This window comes from Pseudomonas sp. HMSC067G02 (assembly GCF_001813485.1).
GTDB classification, from domain to species: domain Bacteria; phylum Pseudomonadota; class Gammaproteobacteria; order Pseudomonadales; family Pseudomonadaceae; genus Pseudomonas; species Pseudomonas aeruginosa.
In genome coordinates this window covers 96,840-119,527 of sequence record NZ_KV812623.1, presented here as the reverse complement: position 1 = coordinate 119,527, position 22,688 = coordinate 96,840, and the positions used below count along the sequence as shown (strand labels likewise).

At 66.6% G+C, this 22,688-nt stretch carries 21 protein-coding genes; 18 read left to right on the top strand and 3 right to left on the bottom strand.

Annotated elements, in window-relative coordinates:
* Positions 1–132: 132 nt before the first annotated feature.
* Entirely contained in the window at positions 133–1,248 is a 1,116-nt protein-coding gene (phnW, locus tag HMPREF2914_RS02335; protein WP_023092017.1) for a 2-aminoethylphosphonate--pyruvate transaminase, read from the top strand.
* Positions 1,249–1,283: 35 nt separating this feature from the next.
* Positions 1,284–2,111: a phosphonoacetaldehyde hydrolase gene (gene phnX, locus HMPREF2914_RS02330; protein WP_023083052.1), complete on the top strand. Its 828-nt coding sequence runs from the start codon at positions 1,284–1,286 to the stop codon at positions 2,109–2,111.
* Positions 2,112–2,161: 50 nt separating this feature from the next.
* Here the strand turns inward: phnX and HMPREF2914_RS02325 are convergent, their stop codons facing one another.
* Positions 2,162–3,073: a LysR family transcriptional regulator gene (locus HMPREF2914_RS02325; protein ID WP_003082689.1), complete on the bottom strand. Its 912-nt coding sequence runs from the start codon at positions 3,071–3,073 to the stop codon at positions 2,162–2,164.
* A 107-nt stretch (positions 3,074–3,180) separates the two neighbouring features.
* Here HMPREF2914_RS02325 and HMPREF2914_RS02320 point away from each other — a divergent pair, with 107 nt between their 5' ends.
* Both HMPREF2914_RS02320 and HMPREF2914_RS02315 read left to right on the top strand, forming a co-directional pair.
* A complete protein-coding gene (locus HMPREF2914_RS02320) occupies positions 3,181–4,539 on the top strand; it encodes an MDR family MFS transporter (protein WP_023083051.1) in 1,359 nt (452 codons plus the stop codon).
* A 13-nt stretch (positions 4,540–4,552) separates the two neighbouring features.
* On the top strand, positions 4,553–4,939 hold the full coding sequence (locus HMPREF2914_RS02315; protein ID WP_003082694.1) for a DUF4440 domain-containing protein: 387 nt from the start codon (positions 4,553–4,555) through the stop codon (positions 4,937–4,939).
* 7 nt (positions 4,940–4,946) lie between these two features.
* Here HMPREF2914_RS02315 and HMPREF2914_RS02310 read toward each other — a convergent pair whose 3' ends face one another.
* Positions 4,947–5,561, bottom strand: coding sequence for a TetR/AcrR family transcriptional regulator (locus HMPREF2914_RS02310; protein WP_003120492.1), 615 nt, complete (start codon positions 5,559–5,561; stop codon positions 4,947–4,949).
* 157 nt (positions 5,562–5,718) lie between these two features.
* Here HMPREF2914_RS02310 and HMPREF2914_RS02305 point away from each other — a divergent pair, with 157 nt between their 5' ends.
* The 12 genes from HMPREF2914_RS02305 (at position 5,719) to HMPREF2914_RS02250 (ending at position 20,436) form a co-directional block, all read left to right on the top strand.
* Positions 5,719–7,260, top strand: a complete 1,542-nt coding sequence (locus HMPREF2914_RS02305; protein WP_003082699.1) for an MFS transporter — start codon at positions 5,719–5,721, stop codon at positions 7,258–7,260.
* Between the two features lie 626 nt (positions 7,261–7,886).
* Positions 7,887–8,882 (top strand): ubiquinol oxidase subunit II, encoded by a 996-nt coding sequence (gene cyoA / locus HMPREF2914_RS02300; protein ID WP_003082702.1) that lies wholly within the window; start codon positions 7,887–7,889, stop codon positions 8,880–8,882.
* Between the two features lie 6 nt (positions 8,883–8,888).
* The gene (gene cyoB, locus HMPREF2914_RS02295; RefSeq protein WP_003082705.1) at positions 8,889–10,865 is read left to right on the top strand and encodes a cytochrome o ubiquinol oxidase subunit I; all 1,977 of its coding nucleotides are present in this window, start codon (positions 8,889–8,891) and stop codon (positions 10,863–10,865) included.
* Between the two features lie 3 nt (positions 10,866–10,868).
* Complete coding sequence (gene cyoC / locus HMPREF2914_RS02290) at positions 10,869–11,498, top strand: cytochrome o ubiquinol oxidase subunit III (protein WP_003086858.1); 630 nt, start codon at positions 10,869–10,871, stop codon at positions 11,496–11,498.
* Positions 11,498–11,833, top strand: a complete 336-nt coding sequence (cyoD, locus tag HMPREF2914_RS02285) for a cytochrome o ubiquinol oxidase subunit IV (protein WP_003109258.1) — start codon at positions 11,498–11,500, stop codon at positions 11,831–11,833. The genes cyoC and cyoD overlap by 1 nt, the downstream gene beginning before the upstream one ends.
* Before the next feature lie 10 nt (positions 11,834–11,843).
* Positions 11,844–12,734, top strand: coding sequence for a heme o synthase (gene cyoE, locus HMPREF2914_RS02280; protein ID WP_003082726.1), 891 nt, complete (start codon positions 11,844–11,846; stop codon positions 12,732–12,734).
* 238 nt (positions 12,735–12,972) lie between these two features.
* Positions 12,973–15,171, top strand: a complete 2,199-nt coding sequence (locus HMPREF2914_RS02275) for a TonB-dependent receptor (protein WP_023092015.1) — start codon at positions 12,973–12,975, stop codon at positions 15,169–15,171.
* Between the two features lie 128 nt (positions 15,172–15,299).
* Positions 15,300–15,632, top strand: a complete 333-nt coding sequence (locus tag HMPREF2914_RS02270) for an ElaB/YgaM/YqjD family protein (protein WP_003082731.1) — start codon at positions 15,300–15,302, stop codon at positions 15,630–15,632.
* 59 nt (positions 15,633–15,691) lie between these two features.
* Positions 15,692–16,204 (top strand): prealbumin-like fold domain-containing protein, encoded by a 513-nt coding sequence (locus tag HMPREF2914_RS02265; protein WP_003082734.1) that lies wholly within the window; start codon positions 15,692–15,694, stop codon positions 16,202–16,204.
* Positions 16,205–16,469: 265 nt separating this feature from the next.
* Positions 16,470–16,877 carry a YybH family protein gene (locus HMPREF2914_RS02260; RefSeq protein ID WP_003082737.1) on the top strand — a complete coding sequence of 136 codons (408 nt, stop codon included), beginning with the start codon at positions 16,470–16,472 and terminating at the stop codon, positions 16,875–16,877.
* Positions 16,874–18,421 carry a threonine ammonia-lyase, biosynthetic gene (gene ilvA / locus HMPREF2914_RS02255; protein ID WP_015503241.1) on the top strand — a complete coding sequence of 516 codons (1,548 nt, stop codon included), beginning with the start codon at positions 16,874–16,876 and terminating at the stop codon, positions 18,419–18,421. Before HMPREF2914_RS02260 ends, ilvA begins: the two co-directional genes overlap by 4 nt.
* An 86-nt stretch (positions 18,422–18,507) precedes the next feature.
* Positions 18,508–20,436: a DNA/RNA non-specific endonuclease gene (locus HMPREF2914_RS02250; RefSeq protein WP_009314862.1), complete on the top strand. Its 1,929-nt coding sequence runs from the start codon at positions 18,508–18,510 to the stop codon at positions 20,434–20,436.
* A gap of 3 nt (positions 20,437–20,439) precedes the next feature.
* Here the strand turns inward: HMPREF2914_RS02250 and HMPREF2914_RS02245 are convergent, their stop codons facing one another.
* Positions 20,440–21,348 carry a LysR family transcriptional regulator gene (locus tag HMPREF2914_RS02245; protein ID WP_023092014.1) on the bottom strand — a complete coding sequence of 303 codons (909 nt, stop codon included), beginning with the start codon at positions 21,346–21,348 and terminating at the stop codon, positions 20,440–20,442.
* Between the two features lie 84 nt (positions 21,349–21,432).
* Between HMPREF2914_RS02245 and HMPREF2914_RS02240 the strand changes: the two genes are divergently transcribed.
* Complete coding sequence (locus HMPREF2914_RS02240; protein WP_003082743.1) at positions 21,433–21,864, top strand: GlcG/HbpS family heme-binding protein; 432 nt, start codon at positions 21,433–21,435, stop codon at positions 21,862–21,864.
* Positions 21,865–21,869: 5 nt separating this feature from the next.
* The gene (locus HMPREF2914_RS02235) at positions 21,870–22,649 is read left to right on the top strand and encodes an SDR family oxidoreductase (RefSeq protein ID WP_003145264.1); all 780 of its coding nucleotides are present in this window, start codon (positions 21,870–21,872) and stop codon (positions 22,647–22,649) included.
* Positions 22,650–22,688: the final 39 nt, after the last annotated feature.

Here is a 22,688-nt window from a genome sequence, read left to right as displayed (position 1 = left end):
ACAATTTGAACGATAGTAGCGCGGCGCTCACCTTATGTCTCCAGGCTTCCCCGGAACGCCGGCGCGGAACGACCGCCCGGACCGCGAAGCCCGATCCGGTTTCTTTCGCCGATTCCCGCAGAGGAAATGAGCATGAGCACTGCCGAACGCGCACCCATCCTGCTGACCCCCGGTCCGCTGACCACCTCCTACCGTACCCGTCGGGCGATGATGGTCGACTGGGGCTCCTGGGACAGCGATTTCAACGAACTCACCGCCAGCGTCTGCCAGCGCCTGCTGAAGATCGTCGGCGGCGAAGGCAGCCACACCTGCGTACCGTTGCAGGGCAGCGGCACCTTCGCCGTGGAAGCGGCGATCGGCACCCTGGTGCCGCGCGACGGCAAGGTCCTGGTGTTGATCAACGGTGCCTACGGCAAGCGCCTGGCGAAGATCTGCGAGGTCCTGCAACGGCCCTTCAGCACCTTCGAGACCGAAGAGAACGTGCCGACCACCGCCGCTGACGTCGAGCGCCTGCTGGCCGCCGATCCGGCGATCAGCCATGTGGCGCTGATCCACTGCGAGACCAGCACCGGCATCCTCAATCCGCTCGAGGCCATCGCCAAGGTCGTCGAGCGTCACGGCAAGCGCCTGATCGTCGATGCCATGAGCTCCTTCGGGGCGATCGGGATCGATGCCCGGAAAGTTCCGTTCGATGCCTTGATCGCCGCCTCCGGCAAGTGCCTGGAGGGCGTCCCCGGGATGGGCTTCGTCTTCGCCCGCAGCGCCGCCCTGGAAGCCAGCGCCGGCAACTGCCACTCCCTGGCCATGGACCTGCAGGACCAGCACGCCTACATGCGCAAGACCGGGCAGTGGCGCTTCACCCCGCCGACCCATGTGGTCGCCGCCCTGCACGAAGCGCTCAGCCAGTACGAAGAGGAGGGCGGCCTGCCGGCGCGCCAGCGGCGCTACGCGGGCAATTGCGAAACGCTGCTCGGCGAGATGGCCCGGCTCGGTTTCCGCAGCTTCCTGCCGGCGGAAATCCAGGCGCCGATCATCGTTACCTTCCACGCGCCGCGCGATCCGCGCTACCGCTTCGCCGACTTCTACCAACGCGTGCGGGAGAAGGGCTTCATCCTCTATCCGGGCAAGCTGACCCAGGTGGAAACCTTCCGCGTCGGCTGCATCGGCCACGTCGACGCCGCGGAGATGCAGCAGGCGGTCGCCGCCATCGGCGAGGCGCTGCGCGAACTGGAAGTCCTCGAGATCTGAACTGAACGACAACGAGCAGAAAAGGGTTCACGACAATGAATTACAACCAGCCAGCCACCCTCCAGGCCGCCATCCTCGACTGGGCGGGAACCGTGGTCGATTTCGGCTCCTTCGCGCCGACCCAGATATTCGTCGAGGCCTTCGCCGAATTCGGCGTCCAGGTCAGCCTGGAGGAGGCGCGCGGTCCGATGGGAATGGGCAAGTGGGACCACATCCGCACGCTCTGCGACATCCCGGCGATCGCCGAGCGCTACTGCGCCGCCTTCGGCCGCCTGCCCAGCGACGACGATGTCACCGCCATCTACGAGCGCTTCATGCCGCTGCAGATCGAAAAGATCGCCGAACATTCGGCGCTGATCCCCGGCGCCCTGCAGGCGATCGCCGAACTCCGCGGGATGGGCCTGAAGATCGGTTCCTGTTCCGGCTACCCGGCGGTGGTGATGGAGAAGGTGGTAGCCCTGGCCGAGACCAACGGCTACGTCGCCGACCACGTGGTGGCCACCGACGAAGTGCCCAACGGCCGGCCATGGCCGGCCCAGGCGCTGGCCAACGTGATCGCCCTGGGGATCGACGATGTGGCGGCCTGCGTGAAGGTCGACGACACCTGGCCGGGTATCCTCGAAGGGCGCCGCGCCGGCATGTGGACGGTGGCGCTGACCTGCTCGGGCAATGCTCTGGGCCTCACCTACGAGCAGTACAAGGCGCTGCCGGCGGCCGAACTGGAGCGCGAGCGGACGCGTATCGAACAGATGTTCGAAGGTGCGCGTCCGCACTACCTGATCGAGACCATCGCCGAGCTGCCAGCGGTGGTCCGCGACATCAATGCGCGCCTGGCGCGCGGCGAGATGCCGCAGGGTAACTGAGCCACGTCTGTGCCGAGGCCGCCGCGGGCAACCGCGGCGGCCTCGGTTTTCTAACCGGCGTCCGGGTGCCCCAGGCGAGTCTTGAGGAAGTCGATGAACGCGCGGACCTTCGACGGCAGGTGGCGGGTCGGCGGATAAACGGCATGCACGCCCTGGAGCGGAAACCCGTGGTCCGCCAGCAGGCGTTGCAGTGCGCCGCAGCGCAAGTCGGCCTGCACCAGCCAGTCCGGCAGCACGGCGATACCCAGGCCGTCGAGGGCAAAGGCGCGCAGGGCCGCGGCGTTGTCGGCCAGCAGCATGGGATGGCGCGGTCCGCGGTAGCTGCGCAGGGCGCCGTCGGGGGCGCGTACTTGCCAGGGCAGGGAGTCCGCCAGCCGGCTGTGACCGAGATTCTGCAGGCGCTCCAGACTCTCCAGGTCGGTCGGCGGCGGTTCGCCGAGCGCCGCCAGGCAGGCCGGGCTGGCCACCGCCAGGACCTCGAAGCTGGCCAGTTGCACCGCATGGTGGGTGGAGTCCTCCAGGCGCCCCAGGCGGATGGCGACGTCGAAGCGTTCGCCAATCAGGTCGGCATGCAGCGATGAGGTCGACAATTGTACCTGCAACGCCGGGTGCAGCCGGGCGAATGCCTGCAGGGCCGGCACCAGTTGGCGCAGGCCGTATTCCTGGGTGGTGGTGACGCGCAGGCTGCCACGCAGTTCGCCATGCTCGGCGCGGGCGTCGTCGATGGCCAGGCGCGCCTCGTCGAGCACCTTCACGCAGCGCTGGTAGAAGCGTTCGCCAGCATCGGTCAGGGCCATCCGCCGGGTGCTGCGGCTGAGCAGAGAAACGCCCAGCTCGGCCTCCAGCCGCTTGAGGTTGAAGCTGACTACCGCACGCGTCTGGCCGAGGGTGTCGGCGGCGGCGCTGAGGGAACCGCAGTCGACCACGGCGCGAAAGGTTTCGAAGCGGTCGAGGCTGACCATGGAAGGCGACCCTATTGTCAAATTCGATTTGACAGTCTATGCGCGATTAGCCTCTCCAGATAGCGCGAGCGCCTCGCTATGCTCCCCGGCAAACCTCCGGAGCGCCCATGAATCAACCGTCCCGCCTGGCCACTTTGTACCTGCTGGGGTTCGCCCTGGACCTGGTGAACATCTTCATCGCCAGCGTCGCCTACCCGGACATCGGGCGTTCCCTTGGCGCTTCGGTGGCGACCCTGGCGTGGATCGGCAACACCTACCTGCTCGGCTTGACCCTGGTGATTCCGTTGAGCGTCTGGCTCGCTTCGCGCCTGGGAGAACGGCGACTGATACTGCTGGCACTGGCCGGTTTCGCCAGCGCTTCGCTGGGTTGCGGCCTGGCTGGATCGGCGGCGACGTTGATCGTCTGGCGCCTGTGCCAGGGGTTGGCCGGCGGGTTACTGATCCCCCTCGGCCAGGCCATGGCCTATCGGAATGTCCCGGCGTCGGCACGGGCCGGCCTGACCGCACGGGTGATGCTGGTGGCGCTGATCGTTCCCGCCGTGGCGCCTGCCCTCGGCGGCTGGCTGGTGGACAGCCTGTCCTGGCGTGGGATCTTCTTCGCCAGCGTGGCGCCGGCGCTGCTGGTGCTGGCCCTGGCGATGCGCTGGCTGCCCAGGCACAAGCATGCGGCGCAGCGCCTGGACCTGCGCGGCCTGCTGCTCGGCTCGGCGGCGCTGGCCACGCTGCTGGTGGCGCTCGCCTGGCTGGGATCGCCCGGCGGCGGCGGGCGTGGCCTGCTCCTGGCGCTGCTGGCCTGCGTGCTGGGCTGCTGCTACTGGCGTGACGGGCGCGCTCGTACCGACGCGCTGCTCGACCTTGGCTTGCTGGAGGCGCCATTGCTGCGTACGGCGATTCTGGTCTATCTCTGCGTGCCGGGAGCCTTCATGGGCGCCAACCTGGTCGCCATGCTCTATCTGCAAGGCCCCCTCGGCCTCAGCGCGAGCCGTGCCGGTGCGCTGATGCTGCCCTGGGCGCTGGCGGCCGGCCTGGCCATCGGCCTGACCCGGCGACGCTTCAATCGCTGGGGGCCGAAATCCTTGCTGCTGGCGGGCATGGCGATACAGGCCGGCGGCCTGCTGTGGCTGGCTCGAAGCGGGGAGGGGAGCGGCTTCTGGCAACTGGCGGGGGCCTACGCGACCATGGGATTCGGCGGCAGCCTGTGTAGCAGCGCGGCACAGGGCATGGCCTTGCTCGACGTCCCGGCGGCGCGCATGGGCCATGCCAGCGCCTTGTGGAACATCAATCGGCAACTGGCGTTCTGCCTGGGCATGGCCGTGCTCGGTGGGTTGCTCAACCTATTGCAGGCGCGGGCCGACCCCGCGGCCTTCGTCCACTGCTTCCTGTTCGCCGCCGCTTTCACGCTATTGCCTCTGCCGTGGGTGAGGCGTATCGATTCCGCCGGGGTTCGCGCCCTGGTCCAGACCTGAAAGGAGCTACACCATGACTTGTGCCTACCGCCGGGAAATCCACCATGCCCACGTGGCGATCCGCGACTGGCTGGCCGGCGACTCACGGGCTGACGCGCTGGATGCGTTGATGGCGCGTTTCGCCGAGGACTTCTCGATGGTCACGCCGCATGGCGTGGTCCTGGACAAGACTGCTCTGGGCGAGCTGTTCCGCAGCAAGGGCGGCACCCGTCCTGGGCTGCGCATCGAGATCGACGGCGAGAGTCTGCTGGCTTCAGGCGTGGATGGCGCGACCCTGGCCTATCGGGAAATCCAGTCCGACGCGGCGGGTCGCAGCGAGCGCCTGTCCACCGTAGTCCTGCACCGTGACGACGAAGGGCGGCTGTACTGGCGCCACCTGCAGGAAACCTTCTGCGGCTGAGCCTGCCTCAGTCGCTGGCACCGAGCAGGCGCAGGAAGGCATCGGCGAGTTCGCCGGCCAGCGGCTGGGTATCCAGGCGGCCGCCGGCGATGGCGTCGTCGGCGGCGCCATGCAGCCCGGAGTAGAGCAGCAGGGCGTTCAGCCGTGGGTTGCGCAGCGGCCAGGCGCCGGCCGCCGCGCCGTTCTCCAGTAGCTCCGCCAATTGCTCCAGCACGCGGTCGCGCTCCTGGTTGCCGCGCTGGTGGTGATGGTGCTCGCTGTAGACCACATCGTGCAGCCGGTAGCCCTCCAGGTAGCCCGCCAGGCCGCTCTCGGTCCAGGCGCGCAGGCGGCCGGGATGGTCGTTCGCCGGACAGGCCTCGACGGCATTCGCGATGCGCTGCTGGAAAGCCTGGGTGAAGCGCTCGCGTAGGGCCAGGAGGATGTCGGCCTTGGCTTGGAAGTAGTGATAGAAGGTACCCTTGGCGACCCCCGCGGCAGCGACGATGTCGCTGATGGTGGTGGCGTCCACACCCTTGTCTAGGAACAGTTGCTGCGCCGCCGCCATCAGTTCCTCGAGACGAACCTCAGCAGGCTTGGTGCGCGGTTGGCGGGCAGGCTGTTCGGCGTGGCGATCGGGCATGGAGCGCGGGTCCGGTGGTTGGGTTGGCCGCAGTGTAAAAGAGCGTGGAGGGGAAGACGAGGCATGACAGGGAGATGAGAATGTTTCGCGATATTTATTGACTGACCGTCGGTCAATGGATTATTCCTGGGCCAGCGCCCTCTCATCGGAGTACTCCATGAACCCTTCGCGTCGTGTCGCCCTGGTCGCCGCCATTTACCTGGGAACCTTCATCGCCTCGCTCGACATCAGCATCGTCAACCTCGCCCTGCCGACGCTGCAGTACGCCCTGGATACCGACCTGGCCGGCCTGCAGTGGGTGGTCGACGCCTATGCGCTGTGCCTGAGCGCCTTCATGCTGTCTTCCGGACCGCTGAGCGACCGCTACGGTCGCAAGCTCACCTGGCTGCTCGGGGTCGGCCTGTTCAGCTTCGGTTCGCTGCTCTGCGCGCTGGCCACCTCGCTGCCGCTGCTGCTGTTCGGACGCGCGGTCCAGGGCATCGCCGGGGCGCTGTTGATACCCGGCGCGCTGTCGATCCTTACCCAGGCTTTCCACGATCCCGGCCAGCGCGCCCAGGTGATCGGCGGCTGGACCTCCTTCAGCGCGCTGTCGCTGATCCTCGGCCCGCTGCTCGGCGGCCTGCTGGTGGAGCACGCCGGCTGGCAGAGCATCTTCCTGATCAACCTGCCGCTCGGCCTGCTGGCGCTCGCCCTGGGCCTGTGGGGCATCGAGGAAACCGCGCACCCCGAGCACGCCGCCTTCGATCCCCTGGGGCAGTTGCTCAGCGTGGTCTGGCTGGGAGCGTTGACCTACGCCCTGATCGCCGCGGGAGAGGGCGGCTGGTTGTCTCCCACGGCCTGGCCGGCGCTGCTCCTGGCCGGGGTCGGCCTGCTTGGCTTCCTCTTCGTCGAGCGGCGGACCGCCCGACCGCTGCTGCCCCTGGGGTTGTTCCGCCAGGCCGGGTTCGCCGTCTGCAACCTGGCCTCGTTCGTCCTCGGTTTTTCCGGCTACGCCAGCCTGTTCTTCCTCTCCCTGTTCTTCCAGCAGGTGCAGGGTGCCTCGGCGCAGCAGGCCGGCTTCTACCTGGCGCCGCAGTTCCTCGCCATGGGCGCACTGTCCATGCTGTTCGGCCGGTTGCAGCGGCACGTACCGCTGCGACGCCTGCTGGTGCTGGGCTACCTGGTGATCGGCCTGGCCATGCTGGCGCTGGCCGCTTGCGGTACGGGAACCGCGTATCCCTGGGTCGGCCTGTTGCTGGTGGCGCTCGGCCTGGGCATGGGCCTGGCCGTTCCCGGCACCGGTCTGGCGGTCATGGCGAGCGTGGCCCGCGAGCGTTCCGGGATGGCCTCGGCGACCATGAATACCCTGCGCCAGGCCGGCATGGCCGTCGGCATCGCGTTGCTGGGAGCGCTGCTGAGCGGGCGGGCGATCGTCGTCCTGGGCGATCGGCTGGAGGAGCTGGGGATTGCCGATGCGCAACGGCTCGCCACCCAGGCGATCACGGCCCATCGCTTGCCTGGTTCCCTGGCGGGGCTCGACGCCGAGCTGCCGGCCGCGCTGGCCGAGGGCTTCCGTCTGGCTATGCTGGTGGCCGGAGCCAGCGCCCTGCTGGCCGCCGCGCTGCTCTGGCGCCTGCGCGTTAGCGCCGGCCCGGCGGCGGATACAGTTGGCGCATCTGGACGAACGGCAGGGGTACAGTTGCAGGCCGATAGACGCTGACTCTCGGGTCACGATGCTGGCGCGGGGGCGATTTCCTTGCGTTATGCTGCTCGAAGCGAAGAATATTCGCGTATTCCAACTGTTGTGCTAGGGTATGGCCTGCGACAACCTGTCGCAGGCAGGTAAAAGCCCTACTTTATCTATGTTTGAGAAAGTCTATTGCAAGATGTGTCATAGGCTCCTCAGCTGAAATGAATTGTAATAACTGACGCTCAGTTTCGGTCCAACGAGCGTCGCGCGAGTCTCTGCTCCGCATCGCGATAAATGGGTTCCTGCCTTGCCTGTTGCACAACAAATAGCCGACCGATAACTGCGACCTGATCACCCGGCGGGAAGGGCAATCCTTCTCGCCCAGGCATGCACGTGCCTTGGCCGCCCTTGGCCTCTTCCGGCACAGCTTCGAAAACGCTGTTCATCAAGGAACGACTCAGCGCGTGGAACGAGTCCGCCACCGGAATCGGGAAAGGTATCCGCTTGCCTTCTCCCGTGGCCGGGCAATGGCCGTTCCGTACCCCGGCGGCGACTGCATGTCTGGAACTGGCTGAAGCCAGCGGTCTCCGCCACAAGCCTTGCAAGGAGACATCCATGAGCGACCACTCGCTCCTTCCATCGATTAAGGCCGGAAGATGACCAAAGCAAACCCGTTTGCCGCATTGAAATGGCTTTCCCTGGCGCCCGCGCTGCTGCTCGGCGGCTGCGACATGACCCTGTTCAACCCGAAAGGGCAGGTGGGCATGGACGAGCGCACCCTGATCATTACCGCGACCCTGCTGATGCTGATCGTGGTCATCCCGGTGATCGTGATGACCCTGGCGTTCGCCTGGAAGTACCGCGCCTCGAATACCCAGGCCGAGTACAAGCCGGACTGGCACCACTCCAACCGCATCGAGGCGGTGGTCTGGCTGGTGCCCTGCGTGATCATCGCGATCCTCGGCTGGATCACCTGGGAAAGCACCCACAAGCTCGACCCGTACCGTCCGCTGGACTCCGAGGTCAAGCCGGTCACCATCCAGGCCGTTTCGCTGGACTGGAAGTGGTTGTTCATCTACCCGGAGCAGGGTATCGCCACGGTCAACGAGATCGCCTTCCCGAAAGACACCCCGGTGAATTTCCAGATCACCTCGGATTCGGTGATGAACTCGTTCTTCATCCCGCAGCTGGGCAGCCAGATCTACTCGATGGCCGGGATGATGACCAAGCTGCACCTGATCGCCAACGAAGAAGGCGTATTCGACGGTATCTCCGCGAACTACAGCGGCGGCGGTTTCTCCGGCATGCGCTTCAAGGCCATCGCCACCTCCGAGCAGGGCTTCCAGGACTGGGTCGCCAAGGTCAAGGCGGCACCGGCCAGCCTGTCGATCGGCACCTATCCGGAACTGGTCAAGCCGAGCGAGAACGTTCCGCCGACCTACTTCTCTTCGGTCAGCCCGGAACTGTTTGGCCACATCCTCACCAAGTACGAGCACCACGGCGACGCCAAGGGTGCCGCGCACGGCGAGCACGCCGGGGCTGAGCACGAAGCCGCCATGACCGGTCACGACATGCAGGACATGGACATGCAAGCCATGCAGGGCATGAAAGACATGAAGGACATGCACATGCAACCGAGTACCCAGGAGTAAGCGCAGATGTTCGGGAAACTGACACTCTCGGCCGTGCCTTACCACGAGCCCATCGTCATGGTCACACTGGCCGTCGTCGCCCTGCTGGGCCTCGGCGTGGTCGGTGCGATCACCTACTACCGCAAGTGGACCTACCTGTGGACCGAGTGGCTGACCTCGGTCGACCACAAGAAGATCGGCGTGATGTACATCGTCGTCGCCCTGGTCATGCTGGTCCGCGGCTTCGCCGACGCGATCATGATGCGCGGCCAACTGGCCCTGGCCGAAGGCGCCAACCACGGCTACCTGCCGCCGGAGCACTACGACCAGATCTTCACCGCGCATGGCGTGATCATGATCATCTTCATGGCCATGCCGTTCATGACCGGCCTGATGAACCTGGCCGTGCCGCTGCAGATCGGCGCGCGCGACGTGGCGTTCCCCTTCCTCAACTCGCTGAGCTTCTGGCTGCTCGTGGTCAGCGCCATGCTGGTCAACGTGTCGCTGGGCCTGGGCGAATTCGCCCGTACCGGCTGGGTGGCCTATCCGCCGCTGTCGGAGCTGGCCTATAGCCCCGGGGTAGGGGTGGACTACTACATCTGGGCGCTACAGATATCCGGGATGGGCACGTTGCTCACGGGGATCAACTTCCTGGTCACCGTGTTCAAGATGCGTGCCCCGGGCATGAAGCTGATGCAGATGCCGATCTTCACCTGGACCTGCACCTTCGCCAACATCCTGATCGTCGCCTCGTTCCCGATCCTCACTGCTGCGCTGGGCCTGCTGTCGCTCGACCGCTACCTGGACATGCACTTCTTCACCAACGAGCTTGGCGGCAACGCCATGATGTACATCAACCTCTTCTGGGCCTGGGGCCATCCCGAGGTGTACATCCTGATCCTGCCGGCCTTCGGTATCTTCTCCGAGGTCACCGCGACCTTCGCCGGCAAGCGCATGTTCGGCTACAAGTCGATGGTCTGGGCCAGCGCCGCGATCACCTTCCTCGGCTTCACCGTGTGGCTGCACCACTTCTTCACCATGGGGTCGGGCGGTGACGTCAACGGCTTCTTCGGCGTGGCCACCATGCTGATCTCGATCCCCACCGGGGTGAAGCTGTTCAACTGGCTGTTCACCATCTACAAGGGCCGCCTGCGCTTCAGCACGCCGATCCTGTGGACCCTGGGCTTCATGGTGACCTTCACCATCGGCGGCATGACCGGCGTCCTGCTGGCCATCCCGGGCGCGGACTTCCTGCTGCACAACAGCCTGTTCCTGATCGCCCACTTCCACAACACCATCATCGGCGGCGCGGTATTCGGCTACCTGGCCGGCTTCGCCTTCTGGTTCCCGAAAGCGTTCGGCTTCACCCTCGACGAGAAGTGGGGCAAGCGTTCCTTCTGGTGCTGGCTGGTGGGCTTTTACATGGCCTTCATGCCGCTCTACATCCTCGGCTTCATGGGCATGACCCGTCGCCTGAACCACTACGACAACCCGCTGTGGAAGCCCTACCTGGTGGTCGCGTTCTTCGGCGCCGTGCTGATCTTCTGCGGCATCGCCTGCCAACTGATCCAGCTGTTCGTCTCGGTCCGCAACCGCAAGCAACTGGCCGACGTCAATGGCGACCCGTGGGAAGGCCGCACCCTGGAATGGGCCACTTCCTCGCCGCCGCCGTTCTACAACTTCGCCGAGCTGCCGAAGGTACAGGACGTGGATGCCTTCCACGACATGAAGAAGGCCGGCACCGCCTACCGCAAGCTGCCGGCCTACCAGCCGATCCACATGCCGAAGAACACCGCCGCGGGCTTCTCCATCGCCGTGTTCGCCTTCGTCTTCGGCTTCGCCGCCATCTGGCATATCTGGTGGCTCATGGCGGTCGGCTTCGTCGGCATGATCGGCTCCTTCATCGTGCGCAGCTACAACCAGGACGTCGACTACTACGTCCAGCCCGAAGAGATCGAGAAGATCGAAAGCGCCCGTTTCCAGCAACTCGCCAAGCAGGTCTGAACCATGTCGACGGCAGTATTGAACAAGCATCTGGCCGACGCCCACGAAGTGGGCCACGACCACGATCATGCACACGATAGCGGCGGCAACACCGTATTCGGTTTCTGGCTCTACCTGATGACCGACTGCGTGCTGTTCGCCAGCGTCTTCGCCACCTACGCGGTGCTGGTTCACCACACCGCCGGCGGCCCCAGCGGCAAGGACATCTTCGAGCTGCCCTACGTGCTGGTGGAAACCGCCATCCTGCTGGTTTCCAGCTGCACCTACGGCCTGGCCATGCTCTCCGCGCACAAGGGCGCCAAGGGCCAGGCGATCGCCTGGCTCGGGGTCACCTTCCTGCTCGGCGCCGCGTTCATCGGAATGGAGATCAACGAGTTCCACCACCTGATCGCCGAAGGTTTCGGCCCGAGCCGCAGCGCCTTCCTGTCGTCCTTCTTCACCCTGGTCGGCATGCACGGCCTGCACGTCAGCGCCGGTCTGCTGTGGATGCTGGTGCTGATGGCGCAGATCTGGACCCGCGGCCTCACCGCGCAGAACAACACCCGGATGATGTGCCTGAGCCTGTTCTGGCACTTCCTCGACATCGTCTGGATCTGCGTCTTCACCGTCGTCTACCTGATGGGGGCCCTGTAATGAGCAGCGCTGCACACGACAACCACGGCGCCGGCCACGGCAGCCTGGGTTCCTACGCGATCGGCTTCGTGCTCTCGGTGATCCTCACCGCGATCCCGTTCTACATGGTCATGGACGGCGGCTTCTCGCGCCACGCGACCATCCTCACCATGGTCGTCCTCGGCCTGGTGCAGGTGGTGGTGCACCTGATCTGCTTCCTGCACATGAACATGTCGTCGGAAGGGCGCTGGAACGTGATGGCGTTCATCTTCACGGTGATCGTCATCCTGCTGGTGGTCGGTCTCTCGCTGTGGATCATCTTCAGCGCCGACATGCTGATGATGCCGATGCCCTGAGGGCCATGACGTGAAGCTGAAACGCTATCTCCTGGTGGCCAAGCCGGGAATCATCTTCGGCAACCTGATCGCGGTGGCGGGGGGATACTTCCTCGCCGCCCGCGGCAGCGTCGAGCCGATGCTGTTGCTGGCCACGGTCATCGGCCTGTCGCTGGTGGTCGCCAGTGGGTGCGTGCTGAACAACTGCATCGACCGCGACATCGACCGGCACATGGAGCGGACCCGCGGGCGGGTCACCGTGACCGGGCAGATCTCGCTGAAGGCTGCCCTGGCCCACGGCCTGGTCCTCGGGGTCGCCGGCTTCGGCCTGCTGTGGTGGCGGACCAACCCGCTGACCACCGCGCTGGCCGGCTTCGGCTACTTCGTCTACGTCGGCCTGTACAGCCTGTGGTTCAAGCGTCGTTCGCAGTACGGCACGCTGGTCGGCAGCCTCTCCGGGGCGATGCCGCCGGTGGTCGGCTACTGCGCGGTGAGCGGCCAGTTCGACGCCGGCGCTGCCTCGCTGCTGGCGATCTTCTGCCTGTGGCAGATGCCGCACTCCTATGCCATCGCCATCTTCCGCCTGAAGGACTACGAGGCGGCCGGCATCCCGGTGCTGCCGGTGGCGCGCGGCATCGCGGTGACCAAGATCCACATCGTGCTCTACATCCTCGCTTTCATGGCGGCGACCCTCGCCTTGTGCCTGGGCGGCTACGCCGGCTACGGCTACCTGCTGGTGGCGGTGGCGGTGAGCCTGTGGTGGCTGGCCATCGCCCTGACCGGCTACTGGACCGCCGACGACCGGGTCTGGGCGCGCAAGCTGTTCGCCTTCTCCATCGTCGCCATCACCGCGCTGAGCGTGATGATGTCCATCGACTTCCAGGTGGCGCCCGCCACTCATCTGGTCGCCTCGCTGTTCTGAGGCGACACGCTTTAGGGAAAGCCCCGCCGGTCGATTGGCGGGGCTTTTTTTTGTCTGCGCGATGGCAGGGATGCGGTCGCCGCCTGGCAGAAGGGCCGCGCGGCGAGCCCTCTGTTCCGGGACTCTGCCGTTGGTTATCAGATTTTTCCGGGAGCTTTTTCGGAGCTGTCCGGCTTGTGGAAAAAACCCTCCATCAATCAAATGCCAATGATTCTCAATAACCAAGATGGAGTACTTCATGGATCGTCGCAACGAGCCGTCCCCCTTGCCCACCAAACGCCCGCTGGCGCCGCTGATGCTGTTGATGGCCGCCTGCTCCTCGCCGGCCCTGGCCGAGGACGCGGCGCGCAAGGACGATCCCCTGGAACTGGGAGCCGACACGGTCACCGGCGAGCAGGCGTCGTCCAGGGTCGAACGCTCGGCCTCGGCCAAGTACGCCGTGCCGCTGCTGGATACCCCGCAGACCGTCACGGTGGTGCCGCAAAAGGTGATCCAGGAGCAGAACGCCCTGAGCCTGCGCCAGGTGCTGTCCAACGTCTCCGGCATCACCTTCAACGCCGGCGAAGGCGGCGGCGGTTCCGGTGACAGCATCAACATCCGCGGCTTCAGCGCCAACGCCAACATGCAGATGGACGGGCTGCGCGACAGCGCCCAGACCAGCCGCAGCGACCTGTTCAACCTGGAGGCGGTGGAAGTGATCAAGGGACCGAACTCGGTGTTCGGCGGCGCCGGCACCAGCGGCGGCAGCATCAACATGGTCAGCAAGCAGCCCAAGGCCGAAGCCTTCACCCACCTGGGCGCCGGGCTGGGCACGGACCGCTACCGGCGCCTGACCCTGGACACCAACCAGCCGCTGGAAGGGCTCGGCGAGTCGACCGCCTTCCGCCTCAACCTCATGGCCCACCACAACGATGTCGCCGGGCGCGAACAGATCGACAAGCAGCGCTGGGGCATCGCGCCATCGCTGACCTTCGGCCTGGACACCCCGACCCGCCTGACCCTGAGCTACTTCCACCAGCGCGACGACAACCTTCCCGACTATGGCGTGCCGGCGCTGAACGGGCGCAAGCTGGACGGCGTCAGCCGCCACGATTATTTCGGCTGGCGCAACCTGGACGAGGAACGGATCGACAACGACGTCGCCACCCTCAAGCTCGAACACGATTTCAGCGACGACTTCCAGTTGCAGAACCTCATCCGCTATTCCCACCTGCATCGGGACACGGTGATCTCCGCCTCCCACGTCAACCAGAAGGGCCTGCCGCCGGGGCGCTACCTGCCGGCGGGACCGCAAGCCTACGGGCGCGATTCGAAGACGCGGATGTGGATCAACCAGACCAACCTCACCGGCCGCTTCGATACCTTCGGCCTGGCGCATACGCTGATCGGCGGCTTCGAGCTGTCCCGCGAGACCTACGACCGCACCACCTACTCCTACAACCTGGGCAAGTTCTACCCGGCCAACGGCTTCGACCTGCACAACCCGCCGGGCTACTGGAACGGCCCCACCGACAAGCGCGACAGCGCGCGCAACCGGACCGAACTGGAGGTCAAGGCGCTGTACGCCTTCGACACCATCGCCCTGGACGAGCGCTGGGACCTCAGCCTGGGCCTGCGCTACGACTGGATCGACGGCACCTCGCGGAGCACGCCCTCAGGCAAGCCGACGGTGCGCGCCGACAGTTCCGACGGCAAGCTGAGCACTCGGGCGGGGCTGGTATTCAAGCCGCTGGAGAACGGGCGGGTGTACTTCTCCTACGGCACCTCCTTCAACCCCTCGGCGGAACACCTGGTCACCACCGGCTCGGGCGTGACCGAGGCGACCGGAGGCCTGGCGCCGGAGAAGAACAGTACCTACGAGCTGGGCACCAAGTGGGAGTTCCTCGGACGGCGCCTGGAGCTGGACGCGGCGCTGTTCCAGGTGAAGAAGGAGGACGCTCGCGAACGCCTGGCCGACGGCAGCTACGTGCTTGCCGGCGAACAGCGCGTGCGTGGCCTGGAGCTGAGCGCCAGCGGCAAGTTGAACGAGCACTGGGACCTCTTCGCCACCTACACCTACCTCGACAGCGAAACCCTGAAATCCAGCAACCCGCAGCGTGAGGGACAGGCCCTGGGCAATACCCCGCCGCGCTCGTTGAGCCTCTGGAGCACCTACGAACTGCCCGAGGGCGTGACCCTGGGCTATGGCGCACGCTACGTCAGCCAGCGCAACGTCACCTCGGTGGACAACGGCAAGCTGGATGCCTACTGGGTGCACAACATGATGCTCGGCTACCAGGCGACGCGCGACCTGAAACTGCAACTCAACCTCGACAACCTGTTCGACAAGGCCTACGTCGAGCGGGTGCGCCAGGTGTACGGCAACCAGTCGCGCTCCTCGGCCATCGAGTATGGCGACGGTCGCACGGCGATTCTTTCGGCGATCTACGCGTTCTGACGGCAGGCAGGCCATGGAAGCCGGCGCCCACTGCCTGGGCGCCGGTTCTTCCCGGCGATTTCCTCTGAACTTTTTCACTGCGGCGCCTATCAACTCCTTTGCAAGTCATTTTTCAGGGAGCCTCTTCGATGGCACGCAAAAACGCAGTGAAAGACAACCTCGAGCAGATCCAGCACCAGAGCTACAGCGAGCTGCAGGAACTGCTCTCCGAAGCCAACAGCATGCTCGCCGACAGCGCCGCCTTCGCCGGCGACAAGGCCGACAGCGCCCGTGCGCGGATCGGCGCGCTGCTGGAGAAGGCCAACGATGCCCTCGGCAAGGGCGGTAGCGCCGTGGCCGAACGCAGCCGCCACGCGGTGGATGCGACGGAAAGCTATATCGGCGCCAATCCCTGGCAGACCGTGGCCATCACCACCGCGGTGGGCCTGCTCGCCGGCTTCCTGCTCGGGCGTCGCTCCTGAGCACGCGGTCGGTGCCGCACAACGGACTCGTTACCTTCGCTTGAAAAAAGGAATTGCCCATGCTTTCGATCAAGAAGAACCTCGGCCTCCTGGCCATGACCGTGGCCCTGGCGGCCTGCGCCTCCAATCCCAACGACCTGCCGGATTTCCCGGAGCATGAATACGCGGCGACCCAGCAGGTGGGAGAGGGCGTGATCAACGGCGACCTGTACCTGACCAGCGCGTCGGGTGCGATCCAGAAGGGGACCAACACCAAGGTCACCCTGGAGCCTGCGACCAGCTACATGAAGGCCTACTACGCGAAGTTCGGCAACCTCGATGCCGCCAAGCGCGACCCCGACGTGCAACCGCCGGTGCTCGACCCGCGACGCGCCACCTACGTGCGCGAGGCGACCACCGACCAGAACGGTCGCTTCGACTTCGACCACATCCCCAACGGCACCTACTACATTTCCAGCGAGCTGACCTGGAGCGCCCAGAGCGATGGCAAGACCATCACCGAGGGCGGCACCGTCACCAAGCTGGTCACCGTGAGCGGCTCGCAGCCGCAGAAGGTGCTGCTGACCCGCTGACCTCCGGCGGTGTTCGGCCAAAACGGCAAGCCCCTGCCATCGCGGCAGGGGCTTTTTCCTGCCGGCGCGGCCGGACCGCTTGACAGCCAACCGGGCGGCGCCGTAGTTTCGATACCCATGACCTTCGCGACCCTGCTTACCCGCCGCAGCATTATTACCGCCATTCCAGCTATGGCGGGTTAGCCAGCGTCCACTCCGAACCCGCCCTCGAGGCGGGTTCTTCGTTCTGTCTCCTGGGCCAAAACCACCGAACCGGGAGAACAGCATGCAGCACCAGACCCTCCAGAACCTCGTTGGCCGGGCCGACGCCCTGATCAATGCCGGGCAGTTCGATGCCCTGATGGATTTCTATTGCGACGACGCCACCCTGGTGGTCAAGCCGGGCCTCAACGCCTGCGGCAAGGCGCAGATCCGCCAGGCGTTCGACGCCATCGCCCGGCACTTCGAGCACAGCCTGCGAGTGCGCCAGCACGACCTGCGGGTGATCGAGGCGGGAGATACGGCGCTGGTCATGGCCGAGGCGGTGATCGAGTCGAAGGCCGGACGCCTGCAACGTCGGGCCACCTACGTGTTCCGCCAGGAGGCCGATGGCCAGTGGCGCTGCGCGGTGGACAACTCCTACGGCACCGACCTGCTGGCCTCGGTGGCGGCGAGCGCGGAGGCCAGCCGATGAGCGCCTCGAGCCTCAGCGCAAGCAAACCCCTGCTGGCCGGCTACGTGGAACGCATCCTGGCCGCGCCGGTGTACGACGTCGCCGTGGAAACCCCCTTGCAGGTCGCGCCGCAGTTGTCCCAGCGCCTGGGCAACCGGGTGCTGCTCAAGCGCGAGGACCTGCAGCCGGTGTTCTCTTTCAAGATCCGCGGCGCCTATACCCGTGTCGCGCGCCTGAGCGACGAGCAGAAGGCCCGCGGGGTGATCACCGCCTCCGCCGGCAACCATGCCCAGGGCCTGGCCCTGGCGGCGCAGCGCCTGGGCGTGCGGGCGGTGATCGTGATGCCGCGCACCACTCCCGAACTCAAGGTCAAGGGCGTGCTGGCGCGCGGCGGCGAGGCGTTGCTGCACGGCGACGCCTTCCCCGATGCGCTGGCCCATGCCCTGCAACTGGCCGAGCGCGAAGGCATGACCTTCGTCCCGCCCTACGACGATCCGGACGTGATCGCCGGACAGGGCACGGTGGCGATGGAGATCCTCCGCCAGCACAGCGGCCGCCTCGACGCGATCTTCGTGCCGGTCGGCGGCGGCAGCCTGATCGCCGGGATCGCCGCCTACGTCAAGCACCTGCGTCCGGATATCCGCGTGATCGGCGTCGAGCCGGAGGATTCCAACTGCCTGCAGGCAGCGCTGGCCGCCGGCGAGCGGGTGGTGCTGGGCCAGGTCGGGCTGTTTGCCGACGGGGTGGCGGTGGCGCAGATCGGCGCTTGCAACTTCGAGGTCTGCAAGGACCACGTCGACGAGGTGATCACCGTCGGCAGCGACGAAATCTGCGCGGCGATCAAGGACATCTACGACGACACCCGTTCGATCACCGAGCCGGCCGGCGCCCTGGCCGTAGCGGGAATCAAGAAGTACGTGGCCCGCGAACGCACCGAGGGGCAGACCCTGGTGGCCATCGACTCCGGTGCCAACATCAACTTCGACCGCCTGCGCCACGTTGCCGAGCGCGCCGAACTGGGCGAACAGCGCGAAGCGATCATCGCCGTCACCGTGGCCGAGCGGCCGGGCAGCTTCAAGGCCTTCTGCGCGGCGCTGGGCCGGCGCCAGATCACCGAGTTCAACTACCGCTACCACAGCGACCGCCAGGCCCACCTGTTCGTCGGCGTGCAGACCCATCCGCTCACCGACAGTCGCGCCGACCTGCTCGCCGGCCTGCGCGAGCAGGGCTTCCCGGTACTCGACCTGACCGACAACGAGATGGCCAAGCTGCACATCCGCCACATGGTCGGCGGCCACGGTACCGAGGTGCGCCGCGAGCGGCTGTTCCGCTTCGAGTTTCCCGAACGCCCCGGGGCCTTGCTGAACTTTCTCGACAAGCTCGGCTCGCGCTGGAACATCAGCCTGTTCCACTACCGCAACCACGGCGCCGCCGACGGTCGGGTGCTGGCCGGATTGCAGGTGCCGGACGAGGAGCGCGGCGAGCTGGAGGCGGCGTTGCAAGCCATCGGCTATCCGTACTGGGAGGAAACCCACAACCCGGCCTACCGGCTGTTCGCCGGTTGAGCGGCGCTCCGCCAGCAGGACATGGCCCTGTCATGTCCCTCGGCTAGACTCCTGCCAGGGATATCCGCCCAGCGAGGGACATGGCCATGCGCAAGCGCAACCCCCGGCGGGCCACGCCGGAAGAACTGCGGGTCTGCTCGGTACTGAAGGAAAAGGGCACCCGCGAGGAACTCGCCCACCTCGCCGCCCGCGGTGAGTGGAGCAACGTGCCGGCGTACAACGCCAGCCGCGAGCAGATCGCCGACCACCTGGGCAAGAGCGTGTCGCCGGAATCCGACGCCTCGTTCTTCGACTCGCGGCGCTTCAGCGAGGCGATCGTTCTGCTCAAGAGCCGGCCGGTGCTGCTGGTGAAGAACGGTATCTTCGACGAAGCGCCGCTGGCCGGCCTGGAGCAGCGCCTGAAGAAGCATCGCGCCGCGCTGGCCACGCCGATCCGCTCGGTCGGCCGGCTGGAATTGATCGACCACGACAGCATGGACTGGTGCGGTACCGGCTGGCGCATCGAGGACGACCTGATCGTCACCAACCGGCATGTCGCCAGCCTGTTCGCCGAACGCCAGGGCAGCCTGTTCCGCTTCCGTCTCAACCAGGCCGGCAAGCAGGTGCGCACCCGCGTGGACTTCCGCGAGGAATACCGCCAGCCGGAAAGCGACGAGCATGTGATCGCGCGGGTCCTGTGGATCGCCCCGGACGTCTCCGAGGCGCCGGACATGGCGATCCTCCAGGTAGTGAAGGGCGACCTGCTGCCGCCGCCGCTGGTCCTCGCGCGCCAGGATGCCGAGCCGCGCCAGGCGGTGGCGGTGGTCGGCTATCCGGCGCGCGACAGCCGCAACGACGCCGGGGCGATGGAAGATATCTTCGGCAACATCTACGACGTCAAGCGTTTCGCTCCCGGCGAAGTCGTGGGATTGCCCCATGACGCCTGGTACCTGACTCACGACTGCTCGACCCTGGGCGGCAATTCCGGCTCGGCGGTGCTTTCGATCGACGGCGGCGAGGTGGTCGGCCTGCACTTCGGCGGCCAGTTCCGCAAGACCAACTATGCGGTGAAGGCCAGCGTGATCCGCAGCCTGCTGGCGCGTCGCGCCTGGGTGCCGGTGGCCGGGGCGGAGCTGAAGCGCGGCGCGCCGCGCTTCCAGGAAAAGCAGCGCAGCGTCGCCGACCTGGCCGAGCGCAAGGGCTTCGACGAGGCCTTCCTCGGGCCGAAGGCGACCTTGCCCAAGCCGGGCAAGAGCCACCAGGTGCTGCCGGTGGGCAAGGGCACGCGCCTGGACTATCTGCATTTCTCGGTGGTGATGAGCGCCAGCCGGCGCTTGCCGATCCTCACCGCGGTGAATATCGACGGCGCGCTCAAGCGTTCGCTCAAGCGCAAGGATTCCTGGGGCTTCGACCCGCGCATCGAGGCGGCCGCGCAGGTCGGACACAAGGACTTCTACGGTCCGGCTTCGTTCGACAAGGGCCACATGGTGCGTCGCGAGGATCCCGGCTGGGGCGACAGCGATGCCATCGCCCGGCAGGCCGAGGACGACACCTTCGTCTATACCAACGCGGTGCCCCAGGTGGCGCAGCTCAACCAGCGCAGCTGGCTGTCGCTGGAGGACTACGTGCTGCAGAACGCCAGGAGCGAGGGCTTCCGCATCTCGGTGTTCACCGGCCCGGTGTTCCGCGACGACGATCCGCTCTACCAGGGCGTGCAGGTGCCGCTGGAGTTCTGGAAGGTGGTGGCGATGATCGACGCTGACAGCGGCGAACTGGGAGTGTCCGCCTACCTGCTGGGGCAGGAAGGGATGATGCCCAGCGAAGGCTTCCGCTACGGTGCGTTCAAGACCTACCAGGTGCCGTTGGCGAAGGTCGAGGCCAGCGCCGACCTGCGTTTCTCCAGCGCCCTGCGCAAGGCCGACGTGCTCGCCGGCACGCCGCTGGAGGAGGCGCTGGAAAGCGGACGCTTCATAGAGATCGACGGACCGGACGACCTCCTGCTGAGCCGGCCGGGGCCGGCCGGCAAGGGCCGCTGAGGTTCAGGCCGGCTGCCGCCACTCGCGTAGCAGTTCGATGAAGGCGCGCAGCTTGGCCGGTACGTGGCGGCGGTTCAGGTAATACAGCCACATCGGCGGCAGCGGCAGGCAACTGCCAGGCAGCACTTCCACCAGGCGCCCGGCGGCGAGGTCCGCGGCGACCCGCTCGCGGATGAATGCCTGGGCGATCCCGGCGCCGGCGCGGGCCGCCTCGATGATCGTCTCGGTGTCGGTGCTGACGAAGCGTGCCGGCAGGTCCACTTCCAGTTCCCGCCCGTCTTCCCGCAAGCGCCACTTGTGCAGGCGGCCGCTGCGCGGGAAACGGAAGCGCACGGCGGCATGCCCATCGAGGTCGGCGACGCTGGCCGGCGTACCGTGCTCGGCGAGGTAGGCCGGAGTGGCCACCAGCAGGCACGCCAGCGGCGCTGTCAGTTGCACCCCGACCATGCCCGGCTGCAGGGCGTCGGCCAGGCGGATGCCGGCATCCAGCCGTTCCCTGACGATATCCACCAACTGGTCCTCGTAGCGGATCTCCAGTTGCACCTTCGGGTAGCGTCGCACGAACTCGTTGAGCATCGGTGCGATCACCAGGTTCTTCGCCAGGTGCAGGGCGCTGATGCGCAGCTGCCCGGAGGGTTCCTCGAGGCTTTCGCCGAGCGCTTCGCGGGCGCGCACCAGGTCGCGGTAGGGCTGTTCGGTCTGTTCGTGGTAGCGCTGCCCGGCCTCGCTCAGGCTGACCCCGCGGGTGGTGCGGTGGAACAGCTTGAGACGCAGCTCGGCTTCCAGTTGGTTGATCGCCTGGCTCACCGCCGCCGGCGTCACCCCGAGCAGGGCGGCGGCGCGGGTGAAGCTGCCGGTGTCGGCGACCTGCCTGAAGACGTGCAGGCCGGCGAGGGGATCGCGTCGATTCATTGTTAGAAAAACTTGAAAGTCTACGTAGGAGAAGGCCGGTTCTGTTAAAGCTTCGACCTTTCTAGACTGGCCCGCAAGCACTCGATGAGGACGCCGGCCATGTCTACCCACCTGTCTCTGCAACATGCCCAACGCTGCATCGCGGCGGCCATTGCCGAAGCGCAGCGGCAGCGCCTGGCGGTCTGCGTCGCGGTGGTCGACGCCCATGCCAACCTGCTGGCGTTCGTACGGATGGACGACAGCGTTCCCGGTGCCATCGACCTGGCCCAGCGCAAGGCGCGCAGCGCCGCGCTGTTCCGCCTGCCCAGCGGCGAGCTGGGCCGACTCGCCGGGCCGGGCCAGCCGTTGTGGAGCATCGAGCAGAGCAACGGCGGGCTGGCCTGCTTCGCCGGCGGCATGCCGCTGGGCGATGCCGGCGGTTCCTGCCTGGGTGGCGTCGGCGTCTCCGGCGCCAGCGCGGCCCAGGACCAATCCATCGCCGAGGCCGCCGTGGCCATGGCAACAATCCAGAGGTAATCGAGATGAAACAGAAGCGAATCCTGGTGACCGGGGCCGGCAGCGGCTTCGGTCGGGAGGTGGCGTTGCGCCTGGCCGCCCGCGGCCATCGGACGATCGCCGGCGTGCGCGGCGCCGGGCAGGCCGCCGACCTGCGCGAAGAGGCCGGGCGGCGTGGCGTCCCGCTGCGGGTGGAAACCCTCGACATCACCGTCGCCGCCGATCGCGAACGCGCCTGGGAATGGGATATCGACGTGCTGCTGAACAACGCCGGCAGCGCCGAGGCCGGGGCCAGCGCGGAGATCCCGCTGGAACTGGTGCGCGCGCTGTTCGAGACCAACGTGTTCGCCAACCTGGAACTGACCCAGGGTTTCGTCCGGCGCATGGTCGAGCAGAAGCGTGGCGGCAAGGTGCTCTTCGTGTCGTCCATCGCCGGCCTGATCACCGGTCCCTATACCGGCCCCTACTGCGCCTCCAAGCATGCCCTGGAGGCCTTCGCCGAGGCCCTGCATGCCGAGCTGAAGCCGTTCGGCATCCAGGTCGGCACCATCAATCCCGGCCCGTACCAGACCGGTTTCAACGATCGCATGATGGAAACCTGGAAACGCTGGTACGACCCGCAGCGTCACTTCACTGACCACAGCGGCGTGCGCTTTCCCTTCGAGCAGTACGATCCGGAGGAAATGATCGCGCGGATGGTCGAGCTGGCCGAGGCCGACGAAGGACCGTTCCGCACCCTGTTGCCGGAAGCTTTCGTCGAGGTGGTGAAGGACGAGCAGGTGCAGGCCTGGCAGCGCCGCCTGTAGCGGTCTGCCGCTGCGCCGGGGAGGGCGGCGGCCGGATCG

What these genes read in the sequence shown, in the direction of transcription:
- cyoC (WP_003086858.1), top strand. Translation starts at nt 10,869, where the DNA reads ATGTCGACGGCAGTATTGAACAAGCATCTGGCCGACGCCCACGAAGTG.
- HMPREF2914_RS02310 (WP_003120492.1), bottom strand. Translation starts at nt 5,561, where the DNA reads ATGCCCGATCGCCACGCCGAACAGCCTGCCCGCCAACCGCGCACCAAG.
- ilvA (WP_015503241.1), top strand. Translation starts at nt 16,874, where the DNA reads ATGAGCGCCTCGAGCCTCAGCGCAAGCAAACCCCTGCTGGCCGGCTAC.
- HMPREF2914_RS02305 (WP_003082699.1), top strand. Translation starts at nt 5,719, where the DNA reads ATGAACCCTTCGCGTCGTGTCGCCCTGGTCGCCGCCATTTACCTGGGA.
- HMPREF2914_RS02235 (WP_003145264.1), top strand. Translation starts at nt 21,870, where the DNA reads ATGAAACAGAAGCGAATCCTGGTGACCGGGGCCGGCAGCGGCTTCGGT.
- HMPREF2914_RS02260 (WP_003082737.1), top strand. Translation starts at nt 16,470, where the DNA reads ATGCAGCACCAGACCCTCCAGAACCTCGTTGGCCGGGCCGACGCCCTG.
- HMPREF2914_RS02240 (WP_003082743.1), top strand. Translation starts at nt 21,433, where the DNA reads ATGAGGACGCCGGCCATGTCTACCCACCTGTCTCTGCAACATGCCCAA.
- HMPREF2914_RS02265 (WP_003082734.1), top strand. Translation starts at nt 15,692, where the DNA reads ATGCTTTCGATCAAGAAGAACCTCGGCCTCCTGGCCATGACCGTGGCC.
- phnW (WP_023092017.1), top strand. Translation starts at nt 133, where the DNA reads ATGAGCACTGCCGAACGCGCACCCATCCTGCTGACCCCCGGTCCGCTG.
- HMPREF2914_RS02245 (WP_023092014.1), bottom strand. Translation starts at nt 21,348, where the DNA reads ATGAATCGACGCGATCCCCTCGCCGGCCTGCACGTCTTCAGGCAGGTC.
- cyoA (WP_003082702.1), top strand. Translation starts at nt 7,887, where the DNA reads ATGACCAAAGCAAACCCGTTTGCCGCATTGAAATGGCTTTCCCTGGCG.
- HMPREF2914_RS02315 (WP_003082694.1), top strand. Translation starts at nt 4,553, where the DNA reads ATGACTTGTGCCTACCGCCGGGAAATCCACCATGCCCACGTGGCGATC.
- HMPREF2914_RS02325 (WP_003082689.1), bottom strand. Translation starts at nt 3,073, where the DNA reads ATGGTCAGCCTCGACCGCTTCGAAACCTTTCGCGCCGTGGTCGACTGC.
- HMPREF2914_RS02320 (WP_023083051.1), top strand. Translation starts at nt 3,181, where the DNA reads ATGAATCAACCGTCCCGCCTGGCCACTTTGTACCTGCTGGGGTTCGCC.
- cyoB (WP_003082705.1), top strand. Translation starts at nt 8,889, where the DNA reads ATGTTCGGGAAACTGACACTCTCGGCCGTGCCTTACCACGAGCCCATC.
- HMPREF2914_RS02270 (WP_003082731.1), top strand. Translation starts at nt 15,300, where the DNA reads ATGGCACGCAAAAACGCAGTGAAAGACAACCTCGAGCAGATCCAGCAC.
- HMPREF2914_RS02275 (WP_023092015.1), top strand. Translation starts at nt 12,973, where the DNA reads ATGGATCGTCGCAACGAGCCGTCCCCCTTGCCCACCAAACGCCCGCTG.
- phnX (WP_023083052.1), top strand. Translation starts at nt 1,284, where the DNA reads ATGAATTACAACCAGCCAGCCACCCTCCAGGCCGCCATCCTCGACTGG.
- cyoD (WP_003109258.1), top strand. Translation starts at nt 11,498, where the DNA reads ATGAGCAGCGCTGCACACGACAACCACGGCGCCGGCCACGGCAGCCTG.
- HMPREF2914_RS02250 (WP_009314862.1), top strand. Translation starts at nt 18,508, where the DNA reads ATGCGCAAGCGCAACCCCCGGCGGGCCACGCCGGAAGAACTGCGGGTC.